This window comes from Mycobacterium fragae (genome assembly GCF_002102185.1).
GTDB classification, from domain to species: domain Bacteria; phylum Actinomycetota; class Actinomycetes; order Mycobacteriales; family Mycobacteriaceae; genus Mycobacterium; species Mycobacterium fragae.
Genome location: NZ_LQOW01000031.1, coordinates 520,812 through 536,771 on the forward strand (window position 1 = coordinate 520,812; position 15,960 = coordinate 536,771).

Here is a 15,960-nt window from a genome sequence, read left to right on the forward strand (position 1 = left end):
GCACCCCCAGCCGCGGAGCGGCGAGGGGGACCGGTCGCCGCCATCCAACGTGGGTGCTATCCGGTTGGCGAGCTGACGGCCTTAAAGTCGACGGTATGCAGTCCTGGCCTCCCGCCCGCCTTCCGGTCCTGCCGGGACGCGGCCCGGAGCTGCGGCTGTATGACACCTCCGACAGGCAGGTGCGTCCCTTGGCGGCCGGGCCCACCGCCACCATGTACGTCTGCGGGATCACACCGTACGACGCCACCCACCTGGGCCACGCCGCCACCTATCTGGCGTTCGACCTGATCCAGCGCCTGTTGCTGGACATCGGACACGATGTGCACTACGTGCAGAACGTCACCGACGTCGACGAGCCGCTGTTCGAACGCGCCGACAGCGACGGCGTGCCGTGGCGTGAGCTGGCGAGCCGGGAGGTCGGCTTGTTCCGCGACGACATGGCGGCATTGCGGGTGCTGCCGCCACGCGAGTACGTGGCGGCGAGCGAGGCGGTGGCAGAGGTCATCGAGCTGGTGGAGAAGATGCTGGCGTCAGGAGCGGCCTACATCGTCGACGGCGATTACCCGGACGTCTACTTCCGCGCCGACGCCACCCTGCAATTCGGCTACGAATCCGGTTATGACCGCGACACCATGCTCGCCCTGTCCGCCGAGCGCGGCGGAGATCCCGAGCGGCCCGGCAAAAGCGACCAGCTCGACGCGCTGATGTGGCGCGCCGCACGGCCCGGCGAGCCGAGCTGGCCCTCGCCGTTCGGCCCCGGCCGCCCCGGATGGCACGTCGAATGCGCGGCGATTGCGCTCAGCCGCATCGGCACCGGCCTGGACATTCAGGGCGGCGGCAGCGACCTGATCTTCCCGCATCACGAGTTCACCGCCGCGCACGCCGAATGTGTCAGCGGCGAACGGCGATTCGCCCGGCACTACGTGCACGCCGGCATGATCGGCTGGGCCGGTCACAAGATGTCCAAGAGCCGCGGCAACCTGGTGCTGGTGTCGGCCCTGCGCGCCGAGGGCGTCGAGCCGGCGGCTATCCGGTTGGGCCTGCTGGCCGGGCACTATCGCGCCGACCGCGACTGGGACGCCCAGCTACTGGAGCAGGCCACGGCGCGGCTGCAGCGTTGGCGGGCCGCGACCACTCTGCCCGCCGGACCGGACGCCGCAGACACCATCGCCCGGCTGCGCCGTTATCTGGCCGATGACCTCGATACGCCCAAAGCGCTTGCCGCCCTTGATGGTTGGGTCACCGACGCGCTGGAGTACGGCGGTCACGACGCGGACGCGCCGCGGGCGGTGGCATCCGCGGTGGACGCACTGCTAGGAGTAGAGCTCTGATGACCTCGGTCGATTCCCGCGTCGTGTTCATCACCGGTGGTGCGCGTGGCATTGGGGCAGAAGTAGCACGTCGCCTGCACGCCAAGGGCGCCAAGCTGGTGCTGACCGACCTGGACGAAGCGCAGCTCGAGAAGGTGGACGGCGAACTGGGTGACGACCGCGTGCTGACGGTGAAGGCCGACGTGTGCGACCTGGCGGCCATGCAAGCCGCCGCCGACCGTGCCGTCGAGCGCTTCGGCGGCATCGACGTCGTCGTGGCCAATGCCGGTGTGATCAGTCACGGGTCGGTGCTGCAGGTCGACCCGGAGGCGTTCCGGCGGCTCATCGACATCAACGTGCTCGGCGTGTTTCACACCGTGCGCGCCAGTTTGCCCGCGGTGATCGAACGCCGCGGCTACGTGCTGATCGTGTCCTCACTGGCCGCCTACGCCGCCTGTCCGGGCCTATCGCCGTACAACGCATCCAAGGCCGCCGTCGAGCTGTTCGCCAACGCGCTGCGGCTGGAGGTCTCGCACCTCGGTGTCGACGTCGGGTCGGCGCACATGTCGTGGATCGACACGGCGATGGTGCTGGACAGCAAGGCGGACCTCTCGACGTTCGGCGAGATGCTGACCAAACTGCCCCATCCGCTCAACCGGACGACCTCGGTGCACAAGTGCGGGCAGGCCTTCGTCAAGGGCATCGAACGGCGCAAGCGCCGGATCAACTGCCCGGCCTGGGTCGGCGCGGTCCGCTGGCTGAAACCGACACTGGCCACCCGCGTCGGCGAGGCGCCGGTGCTGCGGTTCGTGCCCGACCTGCTGCCGCGGATGGACGCCGAAGTCGCGGCGCTGGACAAGCGTCCCTGAGCGCCGAACGTCGAGTTGTTGGGCTCGAATGCCCGGTTTTCGCCCGACAAGTCGACGCTCGCCGCAAAAACGTCAGCGCCCGAAGCCGGGGCGGCGGCGGCGCAGGTAACGCTCGAACTCGGCGGCCAGGGCGTCGCCGTCGATCTTGCCGAGCACCTCGTTCATGTCGACGTCGGCGTCGCCGCGCTGTTCCAACGACTGCACGTACTCGGCGATCTCGTCGTCCTCGGCGGTCATCTCGCTGACCGCCGCCTCCCACTCCTCGGCCTGCGAAGGCAGGCCGGCCAGCGGCACCTCGATGTCGAGCACATCCTCGACGCGGCGCAGCAGCGCCACCGTCGCCTTGGGGTTGGGTGGCTGTGACACGTAGTGCGGCACGGCCGCCCAGAACGTCACGGCCGGTATCCCCGCCGCCACGCACGCGTCCTGGAATACACCGGCGATACCGGTCGGGCCCTCGTAGCGGGTTTCCTCCAGGCCGAAGTGCCGCGCCGACTCGGGGGAGTAGGCCGCGCCGGACACCGGCACCGGCCGGGTGTGTGGTGTGTCGGCCAGCAGCGCGCCGAGGATCACGACCGTGTCGACATTGAGCTTGTCGGCCACCGCCAGCAGCTCGGCGCAAAACGTGCGCCAACGCATATTCGGCTCCACGCCGTGCATCAACACGATGTCTCGGTCGCTGCCCGGCGGCCGGCAGTGCGAGATTCGCATCGACGGCCACACCAATTCCCGCGTGACCCCGTCGACCTGGCGGATCACCGGACGGTTGACCTGGTAGTCGTAGTAGGCCTCGTCGTCGATCTCGACGATCGGATCGGCCTCCCAGATGGCGTCCAGGTGTTCCAACGCATCGCTGGCCGCATCACCGGCGTCGTTCCACCCCTCGAACGCCGCCACCACAATGGTGTTGTGCAATTCGGGCAACGCAGCGCTGGCATCCGGCGAGGTCACGAAATCAGCGTACGGCCTGACCAGGTTGCCGGCGCGCAGAGCGACCGAGGCATTTCCATAGACCGGCTATGCTTGTGGGGATGATTCCCACCGGGTCGAGCTAAGCCGGGCGTCTAGACGTCGACGACGTAGACTTTTCTGGCCGAGAGGCGTTGCAACGGTTATTGGGGGGGCCTGGTCCCCGTCCGGTATCCGCCACGCTCGGCAGATTCAAGGACGCCTTCCGCTACGGAAGGAATGCACGTGACCTCCTTTGAGCCGAACATCCGCCCCGACTGCACCGACGAACTGACGGCTGTTCTGCGCCAGCGGATCATGGTGATCGACGGCGCGATGGGAACGGCGATCCAGCGCGACCGGCCGGACGAGGCCGGCTACCGCGGCGATCGGTTCACGGAGTGGCCGACCGCGCTTCAGGGCAACAACGACCTGCTCAACCTGACGCAGCCGCAGATCATCGCCGGGATCCACCGCGAGTACCTCGAGGCGGGCGCCGACATCCTGGAAACCAACACGTTCAACGCGAACGCGATCTCGCTCTCCGACTACGACATGGCGGACCTGAGCTACGAGCTGAACTACGCCGGCGCCGCCCTGGCACGCAAGGCGGCCTACGAGTTCAGCACCCCGGAGAAGCCCCGCTACGTTGCCGGCGCAATCGGGCCGACGACGCGGACCGCGTCGATCTCGCCGGACGTCAACGACCCTGGAGCCCGCAACGTCTCCTACGACCAGCTGGTCGCCGCCTACCTCGAAGCCGCCAACGGCCTGGTCGACGGCGGTGCCGACCTGCTCATCGTCGAGACGATCTTCGACACGCTCAACGCCAAGGCGGCGGTGTTCGCCATCGAGACGCTGTTCGAGGACCGCGGACGTCGCTGGCCGGTGATCATCTCGGGCACCATCACCGACGCGTCCGGACGAACACTGTCCGGGCAAGTCACCGAGGCATTCTGGAACTCGATAAGGCACGCCAAGCCGATTGCGGTGGGCCTCAACTGCGCGCTGGGCGCGCCGGAGATGAGGCCCTACATCGCCGAGATGGCGCGGATCGCGGACACCTTCGTCTCCTGCTATCCAAACGCCGGACTGCCCAACGCGTTTGGCGAGTACGACGAGACGCCGGAACGTCAGGCTGGCTACATCGCCGACTTCGCCGAAGCCGGCCTGGTCAACATCGTAGGTGGGTGCTGCGGAACCGCGCCGCCGCACATCGCCGAGATCGCCAGGGTCGTCGAGGGCAAACCCCCGCGCGAGGTGCCGAAAATCGAAGTGGCCACCCGGCTTTCGGGCCTCGAGCCGCTCAACATCACCGAAGACTCACTGTTCGTGAACATCGGTGAGCGCACCAACATCACCGGCTCCGCCCGGTTCCGCAACCTGATCAAATCCGAGGACTACGACAGTGCGCTGTCGGTCGCCCTGCAGCAGGTCGAGGCCGGCGCGCAGGTCATCGACATCAACATGGACGAAGGCATGATCGACGGCGTCGCCGCGATGGACCGGTTCACCAAGCTGATCGCGACCGAGCCGGACATCAGCCGCGTCCCGGTGATGATCGACTCCTCCAAGTGGGAAGTCATCGAGGCCGGCCTGAAGAACGTGCAGGGCAAGCCGATCGTCAACTCGATCTCCCTGAAGGAGGGCGAGGAGAAGTTCGTCCGCGAGGCACGGGTGTGCCGCAAATACGGCGCCGCCGTCGTCGTGATGGCCTTCGACGAACAGGGCCAAGCCGACAACCTGGAACGCCGCAAACAGATCTGCGAGCGCGCCTACCGGATCCTGACCGAAGAGGTCGGCTTCCCGCCCGAGGACATCATCTTCGACCCGAACTGCTTCGCGCTGGCGACCGGGATCGAGGAGCACGCGACCTACGGGATCGACTTCATCGAGGCCTGCGCCTGGATCAAGGAGAACCTCCCCGGGGTGCACATCTCCGGCGGCATCTCCAACGTGTCGTTCTCGTTCCGCGGCAACAACCCTGTCCGCGAGGCCATCCACGCGGTGTTCCTGTTCTACGCCATCAAAGCCGGCCTGGACATGGGCATCGTCAACGCGGGCGCGCTGGTGCCCTACGACTCGATCGACCCCGAGCTGCGCGAGCGCATCGAGGACGTCGTGCTGAACCGCCGCCCGGATGCGGCCGAACGGCTCCTGGAGATCGCGGAACGGTTCAACAAGTCGGAAAAGGCCGACGATGCGGCGGCCGCCGAGTGGCGCGGCTTGCCGGTCCGCGAGCGGATCACGCACGCCTTGGTCAAGGGCATCGACGCCCACGTCGACGAGGACACCGAGGAACTGCGGGCCGAGATCGCCGCCGCGGGTGGCCGCCCGATCGAGGTGATCGAGGGCCCCCTGATGGACGGCATGAACGTCGTCGGTGACCTCTTCGGCTCGGGGAAGATGTTCTTGCCCCAGGTCGTGAAGTCGGCCCGGGTGATGAAGAAGGCCGTCGCCTACCTATTGCCGTTCATCGAGGCGGAAAAGCAGCCGGGTGACTCCAAGGACACCAACGGCACGATCGTGATGGCGACCGTCAAGGGCGACGTCCACGACATCGGCAAGAACATCGTCGGAGTTGTGTTGCAGTGCAACAACTTCGAAGTGATCGACCTCGGGGTGATGGTGCCCGCCGAGAAAATCCTGGCCGCAGCGAACGAGCACGACGCCGACATCATCGGCCTCTCGGGCCTGATCACCCCGTCGCTGGACGAGATGGTCAACTTCGCCGCCGAGATGGAACGCGAGGGGATGGAGATCCCGCTGCTCATCGGTGGCGCGACCACGTCGCGCGCCCACACGGCCGTGAAGATATCGCCGCGCCGTAGCGGTCCGGTGGTCTGGGTCAAAGACGCCTCCCGCTCGGTGCCGGTGGCCGCCGCGCTCCTCGACCCCAAACAGCGGCCGGCCCTGCTGGAGGCCACCGAAAAGGACTACACCTCGCTGCGCGAACGGCACGCCCAGAAGAACGAGCGGCCGACGCTGACCCTGGAGAAGGCCCGCGCCAACCGGACGCCGATCGAGTGGGACGGCTACGCGCCGCCGGTGCCCGCAATGGGCTTGGGAGTACGGGAATTTCACGACTACGACCTCGCCGAGTTGCGCGAGTACATCGACTGGCAGCCGTTCTTCAACGCCTGGGAGATGAAGGGCCGCTTCCCCGACATCCTCAACAATCCGGCCACCGGCGAGGCGGCCCGCAAGCTGTACGACGACGCCCAAGAGATGCTCGACACGCTGATCAAGGAGAAGTGGCTGACCGCCAACGGCGTGATCGGGTTCTTCCCCGCCAACGCCGTCGGCCCAGGTTTTGAGGACATCGAGCTCTACACCGACGACACCCGCAGCGAGGTGCTGACCACGCTGCACAACCTGCGCCAGCAGGGCGAGCACCGCGAAGGCATCCCGAACAGGTCGCTGGGCGACTACATCGCCCCCAAAGAAACGGGTCACCGGGACTACGTCGGCGCCTTCGCCGTCACCGCCGGGCTCGGCAGCCAGGAGAAGATCGCGGAGTTCAAGGCGGCGCTCGACGACTACAGCGCGATCCTGCTGGAGTCGCTCGCCGACCGGCTAGCCGAGGCGTTCGCCGAACGCATGCACCAGCGGGTCCGCAAGGAGTTCTGGGGATACCAGCCCGACGAGCAGCTGGACAACGACGCACTCATCGACGAGAAGTACGTCGGAATCCGCCCTGCGCCCGGCTACCCGGCCTGCCCGGAGCACACCGAGAAGGCGACGCTCTGGACGTTGCTGGACGTGAAGGAGCGCACCGGCATCGAGCTGACCGATTCGATGGCGATGTGGCCCGGCGCCGCCGTCAGCGGCTGGTACTTCTCGCACCCGCAGTCGCAGTACTTCGTGGTCGGCCGGATCGCCCAGGACCAGGTCGCCGACTACGCGAAGCGCAAGGGATGGACGCTGCGGGAAGCCGAACGCTGGCTGAGCTCCAACCTCGCGTACAACCCGGAGGACTGAGGCCGGCGTGCACGCAACGTGGTGGCTTCCCCCAGCGGAGGCGGTGAAGAATCTGCGTGCCACGTTGGGATTGCTCGCCGATTCGCGTGGGCTCAGTCGCATTCGCTTTCTCGGCGCGGCCGAGCGGATTGGTTTGATCGCGGCGTTGCGCAAGTCGGCCACGGTCGACGAGCTCACACAGACCATCGGCGTTGCCGACGCCGACTTATTGTGCGGATTGCTCGACGTCGGCGTCGCGATCGGCGAGCTGCGATGCCGCAAGGGCCGGTACTCCTTGAAGGGCAACCGAATTCGCGCTTTGGCGTCGCACGACGGCGAGGGTCTTCGCGGGTTCACCGCGGAGCTGGCGGACTACCGCGGCGACGTCTACCGCGAGCTGCCGGCCCGGTTGCAGACCGGCGAACGCGGCCCATACCTCGAGGAATACGACGAGGTGGTCGCGCGGGGCTCGCGGCTGGTCGAACCATTCATCGCCCGCTTCGTCCGTCGCGTCGTCGAAGACCGACCCGCTCACACCATGCTTGAAATCGGTTGCGGCACAGGCATCTACGTTCGGCATGCGGCAGAGGCGTGCCCGCAGTTGTCTGCGGTCGCCATCGACCTGGCGGAGCGCGTCGTCGCGCTCGCGTCGGCCAACCTGGCTGCCTGGGGACTGGCCGATCGCTGTGCGGTACTGCATGCCGACATTCGAGACGCGGACCTTGCGCAGCTCGCCGGCCCGTTCGACCTGATCACGCTGCACAACAACATCTACTACTTCCCCCCGGCACAGTGGCGCAGCCTGCTGACGGATCTGCGGCAGCGCCTTGCACCCACCGGCCGGCTGGTACTGACCTCGATGTTCGCCGGAAGTTCGCTGTCGGCAGCCGAATTGGATCTCGTGTTGCGCGCGACGGCGGGTTGCTGGCCGCTGCCGCAACGCGCCGAACTCATCGACGCGCTCACCGGCGCCGGGTATCGCGCTATAGCGTTTCACCGGCTGCTCGCCACCGATCCGCTGTTCGGCGTCGTCGCCGAGCGCTAGCGGCGGCCCAGACGCGTCAAATACGCCTCGGCCGCGGCGCGTGACTCGGAATCGCCCAGCGCGGTGACCAGCGAGTCGGCGTCGTTCCAGGCGCGGGCGGTGCCCACCATGCCTTCGGTGACAGCGTTGGTGTGCCGCTTGGTGGCGGTCAGGGTCGACGGCGACCTCGATCTCGGAGAAGTTCATGCCACACCGTAGCGTCGCTGCGGGCGGCGTATCCTCAGGCGAGTCCGCCGGGGAGGTAACCGATGGCAACGGTCAGCGTTCGTTACATCGTCGATGACGTCGACGCCGCAATCGCCTTCTACTGCACGCACCTTGGCTTCCACAAAGACATGCACCCGGCACCCGCGTTCGCGATGCTGTCGCGCGGAAATCTGCGCCTGGTGCTCAGCAGCCCGGGCGGTGGCCCCGGCGGCGGTCAGGCCATGCCCGACGGAAGGGTGCCCGCCCCAGGAGGCTGGAACCGCTTCTCCATCGAGGTCACTAACCTGGAGGCGGCGGTCGAGCGGCTGCGCGCAGCGGGAGCCCATTTCCGCAACGACATCGTCACCGGAGTCGGTGGAAAGCAGATTCTTCTAGACGATCCCTCGGGTAATCCGGTCGAGCTGTTCGAGCCCCTGCTCGACGAGGCCCGCCTCGCGCGCGACGACGAAGGTAAGGGAGGTTAGGGGCAATATCTCGCGGGGAACGGTCGGCTGTGTCCGGCCGGATAGCTGGTGCGCCGCTGGCGGGGGAGTTGCCGTCGAACCTTGCCGCCAACCGATTTGCGTCGGTGGCCGCGATCGGCGGGCTGCTCTTCGGCTACGACGTATCGGTGACCAACGGTGCGGTCAAGGCGCTGCAGGCGAACTTCGCGATCGGCAACGTGCTACTCGGTTTCGCGGCCGCCTCCGGACTGCTGGGTGCGGCGATGGGGGCAACGCTGGCCGGACGGATCGCCGACCGCACCGGTCGCTTGGCGATGATGAAGCTGGCCGCCACCTTGTTCTTCGCGTGTGGGCTGGGCACCGGCCTGGCCGGCAGCATCTGGATGTTCATCGCCTTCCACGTCGTGGGTGGTCTCGGTATTGGTGTCGCGTCGGTCATCGGGCCCGCGTATATCGCCGAGATATCGCCGCCGGAGATCCGCGGCCGGCTCGGGTCGTTGCAGCAGCTGGCGATCGTGCTCGGCATCTTTTCGTCCCTGGCCGTCAACTGGCTGCCGTTTCATCTCGCCGGCGGCTCCCGCGGCGAACTGTGGCTGGGCATGGCCGCTTGGCGCTGGACATTCCTCGGCGAAACAATTCCGGCCCTCGTCTATGGCGTGCTGGCGTTGACCATCCCGGAATCACCGCGCTATCTCATTGCCGCGCAGCGAATTCCAGAGGCGCGTCGGGTCCTTTCGACGGTGCTCGGTGGGCGCGATGTGGACCTCACCATGGACAGGATCGCCCAGAGTCTGCGCGCCGAACAGCCACCGTCGTGGCGTGACCTGCGCAGGCCGACCGGTGGCCTGCACGGCATCGTGTGGGTCGGCCTGGGAGTGGCCGTTTTCCAGCAACTCGTCGGCATCACGGTGATCTTCTTTTACTCCGATGTGCTGTGGGAACACGTGGGATTCGGTGAGGGATCGTCGTTCACGATCGCGCTGATCACCTCGGTGGTCAACGTCATCATCACGTTGATCGCCATCGCGTTGATCGACAGGGTCGGCCGCAAGCCGTTGCTGCTCGCCGGATCCGCGGGCATGGCGGTGATGCTTTCGACGTTGACCGTGGTCTTCGCCAGCGCACCGATGGTCGACGGCAGGCCGCATCTCGGTGGCGCTGCCGCGACGATCGCGCTGATCGCCGCGAACCTCTTCGTGGTCGCCTTCGGCATCTCATGGGGACCCATCCTGTGGGTGCTGCTGGGTGAGATGTTCCCTAACCGCATCCGGGCGGCCGCGGCGGGCCTGGCGGCGACCGCACAGTGGATCACCAACGCCACGGTCGCCGTGACGTTCCCGGCGCTACGCCACGCGCTCGGCTTCGCCTACGGCTTCTACACGCTGTGCGCGGTGCTCTCGTTCCTCTTCGTGTGGCGATGGGTCCGCGAGACCAAGGGTGTGCCGCTGGAAGACATGCATGACGAGTTATTGCCCGAGGGCGGCTGAAAACCGCCGTGACTTTGCTTACCGGCTCGTGAAACAATCGCTGGCCGTGAAGACCTTCGAGGACCTGTTTGCCGAGCTGGGCGAGCGTGCCCGCACCCGCCCGCCCGGTAGCGCCACAGTGGCCGCGCTGGACAGCGGGCTGCACGCGGTGGGGAAGAAGGTCCTCGAAGAGGCCGGTGAAGTGTGGCTGGCCGCCGAGCACGAGCCCGACGACGCCCTCGCCGAGGAGATCAGTCAATTGCTGTACTGGACGCAGGTGCTGATGATCGCCCGCGGGCTGACGCTCGACGACGTGTATCGGAAGCTGTGATGCTGCGCGTCGCGGTGCCCAACAAGGGTGCGCTGAGTGAGCCGGCCGTCGAGATCCTCGCCGAGGCCGGATATCGCCGCCGCAGTGATGCCAAAGACCTGACCGTCATCGACCCCGTCAACAACGTCGAGTTCTTCTTCTTGCGGCCCAAGGACATCGCCGTCTATGTCGGATCCGGCGATCTCGACTTCGGAATCACCGGACGGGATTTGGCCCGCGAATCCGATGCGCCGGTGCGCGAATGCCTCGCGCTGGGATTCGGGTCGTCGAGCTTCCGTTACGCTGCGCCCGCCGGGCGCGACTGGACGATCGCAGACCTTGCCGGGCGACGGATCGCTACCGCCTATCCGAACCTGGTCCGAAAAGATCTGGCCGCCAGAAGTATTGAAGCGACCGTCATTCGGCTTGACGGCGCGGTGGAGATCTCGGTGCAGCTCGGACTGGCCGACGCCATCGCCGATGTGGTGGGGTCGGGCCGCACTTTGAGCCTGCACGACTTGGTGGCTTTCGGTGAGCCGCTGTGTGATTCGGAGGCTGTGCTCATCGAGCGGGCGGACCGCAGTGCAGATACGCAGGGACATGGCGTTGCGCGCGACCAGCTGGTGGCGCGGGTGCAAGGCGTGGTGTTCGGTCAGCAATATCTGATGCTCGACTACGACTGTCCCCGTTCGGTGCTCGACAAGGCCACGTCGATAACCCCGGGCCTGGAGTCACCGACCATCGCCCCGCTCGCCGATCCCGACTGGGTGGCGGTGCGCGCATTGGTGCCGCGTCGGGACGTCAACGCGATCATGGACGAGCTCGCCGCCATCGGCGCCAAGGCGATCCTGGCCTCGGACATCAGGTTCTGCCGGTTCTGATCTTGAATGCACCGGCGTTGGACTCGTCGCTGTGTTAGCGTCCGGCTTATCGTCTCCCCTGGAGGGTCGCCATGACGCATTTCCTCGTCCTGCTGCTAGCTCTGTTCATCGGTGTCGTCGCCGGGTTGCGTTCCCTGACCGCTCCGGCTGTGCTCTCGTGGGCCGCCCTGCTGCACTGGATCAACCTGAATGGGACGTGGGCGTCCTGGATGGGCAACATCATCACGGTCATAGTCCTCAGCATCCTCGCGGTCGTCGAACTGGTCGGTGACAAACTCCCCAAGACACCCAACCGGACCGCGCCACCGGTATTCGTCGCCCGGATCGTCTTGGGCGCGTTCGCCGGCGCCGTCATCGGAACCGCGTGGGGCTACCGGTGGGGCGGACTGGGCGCCGGTGTCATCGGCGCCGTCCTCGGCACCCTGGGCGGCTATCAGGCCCGCACCCGGCTGGCCGCAGCGCACGGCCATGACCTGTCGGTTGCGCTACTCGAAGATGCCGTCGCCGTCTTGGGTGGCTTCGCGATCGCCGCATCGACAGCGGCTCTGTGACAAGGCGTTTCGACGCCATCATCGTGGGCGCCGGCCAGGCCGGCCCGCCGCTGGCAGGCCGGTTGACCGCGGCCGGCCACACCGTCGCGATCATCGAGCGCAAGCTGATCGGCGGCACCTGCGTCAACACCGGATGCATCCCGACCAAGACATTGGTGGCCAGCGCGCACGCCGCGCATCTGGCCCGTCGCGGCGCCGACTACGGCTTCGGCACCGGGTCGGTCACCGTGGATATGGCGAAAGTCAAGGCGCGCAAGGACGACATCATGCTGGGCGACCGCAAGGGCGTCGAAGACTGGTTGACGGGCATGGACGGCTGCACCGTCGTTCGCGGTCACGCGCGCTTCGAGGATTCGCACACGCTGCGGGTCGGTGACGACGTCTTGCAAGCCGACCGGATCTTTCTCAATGTCGGCGGCCGGGCGGTGGTCCCCGACATTCCCGGGCTCGCCGACATCGACTTCCTCACCAATGTGTCGATCCTCGAGCTCGACGTCGTGCCCGAACATCTCGTCATCATCGGCGGTGGCTACGTCGCGCTCGAGTTCGCCCAGATGTACCGCCGCTTCGGCGCTCAGGTCACGGTCGTCGAGAAGGGGCCGCGGCTGGCGTCCCGCGAAGACGAAGACGTCTCCGCCACCGTCAGGACGATCCTGGAAGGGGAGGGCATCGATGTCGTCGTCGATGCCGACGACATCCGGATAACGAAGCGGGCCAAGGGATTCAAAGTGACACCGCGAGCTGATGCCACACCGATCCCCGGCAGCCATCTGCTGCTGGCGGTGGGGCGACGGCCCAACACCGACGACCTCGGTCTGGAGCACGCCGGTGTCCAGACCGACGCCAGCGGATACATCACCGTCGACGACCAGCTGAAGACCAGCGTCGAGCACATCTGGGCGATGGGTGACTGTAACGGTAAGGGCGCGTTCACCCACACCTCCTACAACGACTTCGAAATCGTGGCCGCCAACCTGCTCGATGACGACCCCCGCCGGGTCAGCGACCGCATCACCACCTACGCGCTCTACATCGACCCGCCGCTGGGCCGTGCCGGAATGACCGTCCAACAGGTGCGCGCATCGGGCCGCCCGGCGCTGGTCGGTCAACGGCCCATGACCAGAGTCGGTCGGGCGGTGGAAAAAGGTGAGACGCAAGGCTTTATGAAAGTGGTGGTCGACGCACAGACCCAACAGATCCTGGGTGCGGCCATCTTCGGCGTCGGCGGCGACGAGGCCATCCACGCCATTCTCGACGTGATGTCGGCGAAGGCCCCCTACACCGCGTTGTCGCGCACGATGCACATCCACCCCACGGTCAGTGAGCTGATACCCACGATGCTGCAGGAGATGTCGCCGCTGCGGTAGCGCAACGTCACCGGCGTTGCGCCAGCAGCGTCTGCGCTGAGGTCCCGACGAAGCCGCTGCGGTCGAAGATTTCTGCCGTCGTCACCCCGATGCCGTCGGCTCCGATGGACCCCCGCGCCCGCAACGCGAAGTCAGCTCCGCGCGGCGCGCGGTGCAAGTGCAGCACGGTGTCGGTGTTCATGAAGACGAATCGCGCCGGGTCAAGCGCTGCACCAACACCATTGGCGGAGTCGACCACCATGGCCAGATTCTCCAACGAGGTGGTGGGCTCGGAGTCGACGACATGCACGAGCGGGCTCAGCCACCACACCGCTGCCCCGGCCGAATCGTCCGGCTGCCGACGCCAGTCCACGGATTTCAGGTAGCCGCCGACGTTCCACCAGTAGGACGGCAGCGGCCTGGCCGGGCCCTCCACCAGCGGCGGATAGCGGTCCGAGGCGACGTCGGAGGTGTCGCTGGTGGCCAGGGCCCATGCGCTGACCCGCGCAACCGGACGCTCGACGCCGTCGCCGCCGCGGGCACGCATCTCCGCGGCCACCAACGAGATTCGCTTGCCGGGCCGCTCGATCCAGGCGCGCACCGAAACCCGTGTCACCGGGATGATGCCCAGGATGTCGAGGACGAGCCGGCCGATCCGCAGCGGCGAGTCGGCGATCAGCTCCTCGATCGCCTTGGTCAGCAGCCCCAGCGGTGGGGAACCGTGCTGAAGATCGGGTGCCCAGTTGCTGCGAGTGAAGTCGGTGGATTCGAACCAAACGACGTCACCGTCGGCGCCGAGCCGACGGTAATGGCAGCCGATCACGCTGCCGGATCTGCCCGGTGCAGGACAGCGTCGGCATCTCCTTCGTCGGGATGGTCGGGCCAACCGGGATAGGGCGGCGGCGTGCCGCCGAATACCGGGCAGTGCGCGTGGTGCGGACACCAGTCGCATAGCCGCGACGGCCTGGGGCGGAAATCGCCTGTCGCGCCGGCAGATTGGATCGCCCGCCAGATCGCCATCAGTGTCTTCTCGAAACGCAGCAGCTCGTCTCGGTCGGGGGAGTAGTCCAGCAGCTGGCCGTCCGCCAGGTAGATCAGCCGCAGCCGCGTCGGCAGCACTTCCCGCGAGCGCAGCAGTGCCACTGCATAGAACTTCATCTGGAACAAGGCCTTGAACTCGGCAAGTGCGCGGGCTTCCGGCGGCGCCTTGCCGGTCTTGTAGTCGACGACTCGAAGCTCCCCGGTCGGTGCGACGTCGATCCGGTCGATGAACCCGCGCAACACCGTGCCGTCGGCGAGCTCGACCTCGACGCGCTGTTCGCAACTTTGCGGGTCGAACCGGGTGGGATCCTCCAACCGGTAGTAGCCGGACAGCAACGCGCACGCCTCGTCGAGAAGTTCGGCTCGCTGCTCGGGCGCCAAATCGGCGGCCAGGTCGGGATGCTCGGCGATCACCTGTTCCCACGCCGGGCCGACCAGGGCCGTGGCGGTGTCGGGGCCGCGCTCCGCTGCGGGCAGGCCGTAGAGCTGCTCCAGCGCGGCGTGCACCACCGACCCGCGCAGTTGTGCGGTCGACGGTGGCTCGGGCAACCGGTCGATGGCCCGGAACCGATACAGCAGCGGGCACTGTTTGAAGTCGGCCGCGCGCGACGGCGACAATGCTGGTCTGGATGTCGGTCTGGACGCCGACCGCGACCGCTGTTCGCCACTCATACCGGGAGCCTAAGGGCGCATCCCGACAACCCCGCGCACCCGTTTCGGCGCGTCTGCTGGCAGGCTAGGTAACTGTGTCCGCAGCCGGCCCGTTCGCCGTCGGTGACCGCGTCCAGCTCACCGACACCAAGGGCCGCCATTACACGATGTTGCTGACCTCCGGCGGCGAATTCCACACGCACCGCGGCGCGATCGCGCACGACGCGGTGATCGGACTGCCGGAAGGCAGCGTCGTCAAATCCAGCAACGGTGACCCGTTTTTGGCGCTGCGTCCTCTGTTGGTGGACTACGTCATGTCGATGCCGCGCGGCGCGCAGGTGGTCTACCCCAAAGACGCCGCTCAAATCGTGCACGAGGGCGACATCTTCCCGGGCGCGCGAGTGCTGGAGGCCGGCGCCGGTTCCGGGGCGTTGACCTGTTCGCTGTTGCGCGCGGTCGGCCCGGGCGGGCAGGTGATCTCCTACGAAGTGCGCGCCGACCATGCCGAACACGCCCGCCGCAACGTCGAGGCCTTCTGCGGGGGTCCGCCCGGCAACTGGCTGCTGGTCGTCGCCGACCTGGTGGACTGCGACCTGCCCACCGGTTCGGTCGACCGGGTGGTGCTGGACATGCTGGCGCCCTGGGATGTGCTCGACGCGGTGGCGCGGGTGGTGGTCCCCGGCGGTGTGCTGATGATCTACTTGGCCACCGTGACTCAGCTGTCCAAGACCGTGGAGGCGCTGCGCGAGCAGCAATGCTGGACCGAGCCGCGCGCCTGGGAAACCCTGCAGCGGGGTTGGAACGTCGTCGGTCTGGCGGTGCGCCCGCAGCACACCATGCGCGGCCATACCGCCTTCCTGGTTTGTGCGCGGCGGCTGGCTCCCGGCGCCGTCGCCCCGACCCCGGTGCGGCGCAAGCGTTAGGCCCAGTTA

The 15,960-nt window shown here is 67.2% G+C and carries 14 protein-coding genes; 11 read left to right on the forward strand and 3 right to left on the reverse strand.

What is annotated here, in order from left to right:
- Positions 1-95 precede the first annotated feature (95 nt).
- Entirely contained in the window at positions 96-1,331 is a 1,236-nt protein-coding gene (gene mshC / locus AWC06_RS20840; RefSeq protein WP_085199859.1) for a cysteine--1-D-myo-inosityl 2-amino-2-deoxy-alpha-D-glucopyranoside ligase, read from the forward strand.
- Positions 1,331-2,179: an SDR family oxidoreductase gene (locus AWC06_RS20845; protein ID WP_085199860.1), complete on the forward strand. Its 849-nt coding sequence runs from the start codon at positions 1,331-1,333 to the stop codon at positions 2,177-2,179. Before mshC ends, AWC06_RS20845 begins: the two co-directional genes overlap by 1 nt.
- Before the next feature lie 72 nt (positions 2,180-2,251).
- On the opposite strand, the gene AWC06_RS20850 is transcribed toward AWC06_RS20845, so the two are convergent.
- On the reverse strand, positions 2,252-3,130 hold the full coding sequence (locus tag AWC06_RS20850) for a PAC2 family protein (RefSeq protein WP_085199861.1): 879 nt from the start codon (positions 3,128-3,130) through the stop codon (positions 2,252-2,254).
- Positions 3,131-3,367: 237 nt separating this feature from the next.
- Between AWC06_RS20850 and metH the strand changes: the two genes are divergently transcribed.
- The 8 genes from metH to AWC06_RS20890 all read left to right on the forward strand — a co-directional run bounded on the left by metH (position 3,368) and on the right by AWC06_RS20890 (position 13,357).
- Positions 3,368-7,108, forward strand: coding sequence for a methionine synthase (gene metH, locus AWC06_RS20855; protein WP_085199862.1), 3,741 nt, complete (start codon positions 3,368-3,370; stop codon positions 7,106-7,108).
- A 7-nt stretch (positions 7,109-7,115) separates the two neighbouring features.
- A complete protein-coding gene (locus AWC06_RS20860; RefSeq protein WP_139820157.1) occupies positions 7,116-8,132 on the forward strand; it encodes an SAM-dependent methyltransferase in 1,017 nt (338 codons plus the stop codon).
- Between the two features lie 248 nt (positions 8,133-8,380).
- Entirely contained in the window at positions 8,381-8,803 is a 423-nt protein-coding gene (locus tag AWC06_RS20865) for a VOC family protein (protein WP_085199864.1), read from the forward strand.
- A 29-nt stretch (positions 8,804-8,832) separates the two neighbouring features.
- The gene (locus AWC06_RS20870) at positions 8,833-10,269 is read left to right on the forward strand and encodes a sugar porter family MFS transporter (RefSeq protein WP_085199865.1); all 1,437 of its coding nucleotides are present in this window, start codon (positions 8,833-8,835) and stop codon (positions 10,267-10,269) included.
- Positions 10,270-10,297: 28 nt separating this feature from the next.
- A complete protein-coding gene (locus AWC06_RS20875; RefSeq protein WP_085199866.1) occupies positions 10,298-10,579 on the forward strand; it encodes a phosphoribosyl-ATP diphosphatase in 282 nt (93 codons plus the stop codon).
- On the forward strand, positions 10,579-11,439 hold the full coding sequence (hisG, locus tag AWC06_RS20880; protein WP_085200096.1) for an ATP phosphoribosyltransferase: 861 nt from the start codon (positions 10,579-10,581) through the stop codon (positions 11,437-11,439). Before AWC06_RS20875 ends, hisG begins: the two co-directional genes overlap by 1 nt.
- Positions 11,440-11,510: 71 nt before the next feature.
- Entirely contained in the window at positions 11,511-11,990 is a 480-nt protein-coding gene (locus AWC06_RS20885) for a glycine zipper 2TM domain-containing protein (protein WP_085199867.1), read from the forward strand.
- On the forward strand, positions 11,987-13,357 hold the full coding sequence (locus AWC06_RS20890; RefSeq protein WP_085199868.1) for an FAD-containing oxidoreductase: 1,371 nt from the start codon (positions 11,987-11,989) through the stop codon (positions 13,355-13,357). Before AWC06_RS20885 ends, AWC06_RS20890 begins: the two co-directional genes overlap by 4 nt.
- Before the next feature lie 7 nt (positions 13,358-13,364).
- Here AWC06_RS20890 and AWC06_RS20895 read toward each other — a convergent pair whose 3' ends face one another.
- Both AWC06_RS20895 and AWC06_RS20900 read right to left on the reverse strand, forming a co-directional pair.
- A complete protein-coding gene (locus tag AWC06_RS20895; RefSeq protein WP_085199869.1) occupies positions 13,365-14,159 on the reverse strand; it encodes a thioesterase family protein in 795 nt (264 codons plus the stop codon).
- A complete protein-coding gene (locus AWC06_RS20900) occupies positions 14,156-15,049 on the reverse strand; it encodes a RecB family exonuclease (RefSeq protein ID WP_085199870.1) in 894 nt (297 codons plus the stop codon). Before AWC06_RS20900 ends, AWC06_RS20895 begins: the two co-directional genes overlap by 4 nt.
- A gap of 74 nt (positions 15,050-15,123) precedes the next feature.
- Between AWC06_RS20900 and trmI the strand changes: the two genes are divergently transcribed.
- Positions 15,124-15,951, forward strand: a complete 828-nt coding sequence (trmI, locus tag AWC06_RS20905; protein ID WP_085199871.1) for a tRNA (adenine(58)-N(1))-methyltransferase TrmI — start codon at positions 15,124-15,126, stop codon at positions 15,949-15,951.
- The last annotated feature ends 9 nt before the right edge of the window (positions 15,952-15,960 follow it).

What these genes read in the sequence shown, in the direction of transcription:
- mshC (WP_085199859.1), top strand. Translation starts at nt 96, where the DNA reads ATGCAGTCCTGGCCTCCCGCCCGCCTTCCGGTCCTGCCGGGACGCGGC.
- AWC06_RS20845 (WP_085199860.1), top strand. Translation starts at nt 1,331, where the DNA reads ATGACCTCGGTCGATTCCCGCGTCGTGTTCATCACCGGTGGTGCGCGT.
- metH (WP_085199862.1), top strand. Translation starts at nt 3,368, where the DNA reads ATGCACGTGACCTCCTTTGAGCCGAACATCCGCCCCGACTGCACCGAC.
- AWC06_RS20865 (WP_085199864.1), top strand. Translation starts at nt 8,381, where the DNA reads ATGGCAACGGTCAGCGTTCGTTACATCGTCGATGACGTCGACGCCGCA.
- hisG (WP_085200096.1), top strand. Translation starts at nt 10,579, where the DNA reads ATGCTGCGCGTCGCGGTGCCCAACAAGGGTGCGCTGAGTGAGCCGGCC.
- AWC06_RS20885 (WP_085199867.1), top strand. Translation starts at nt 11,511, where the DNA reads ATGACGCATTTCCTCGTCCTGCTGCTAGCTCTGTTCATCGGTGTCGTC.
- AWC06_RS20900 (WP_085199870.1), bottom strand. Translation starts at nt 15,049, where the DNA reads ATGAGTGGCGAACAGCGGTCGCGGTCGGCGTCCAGACCGACATCCAGA.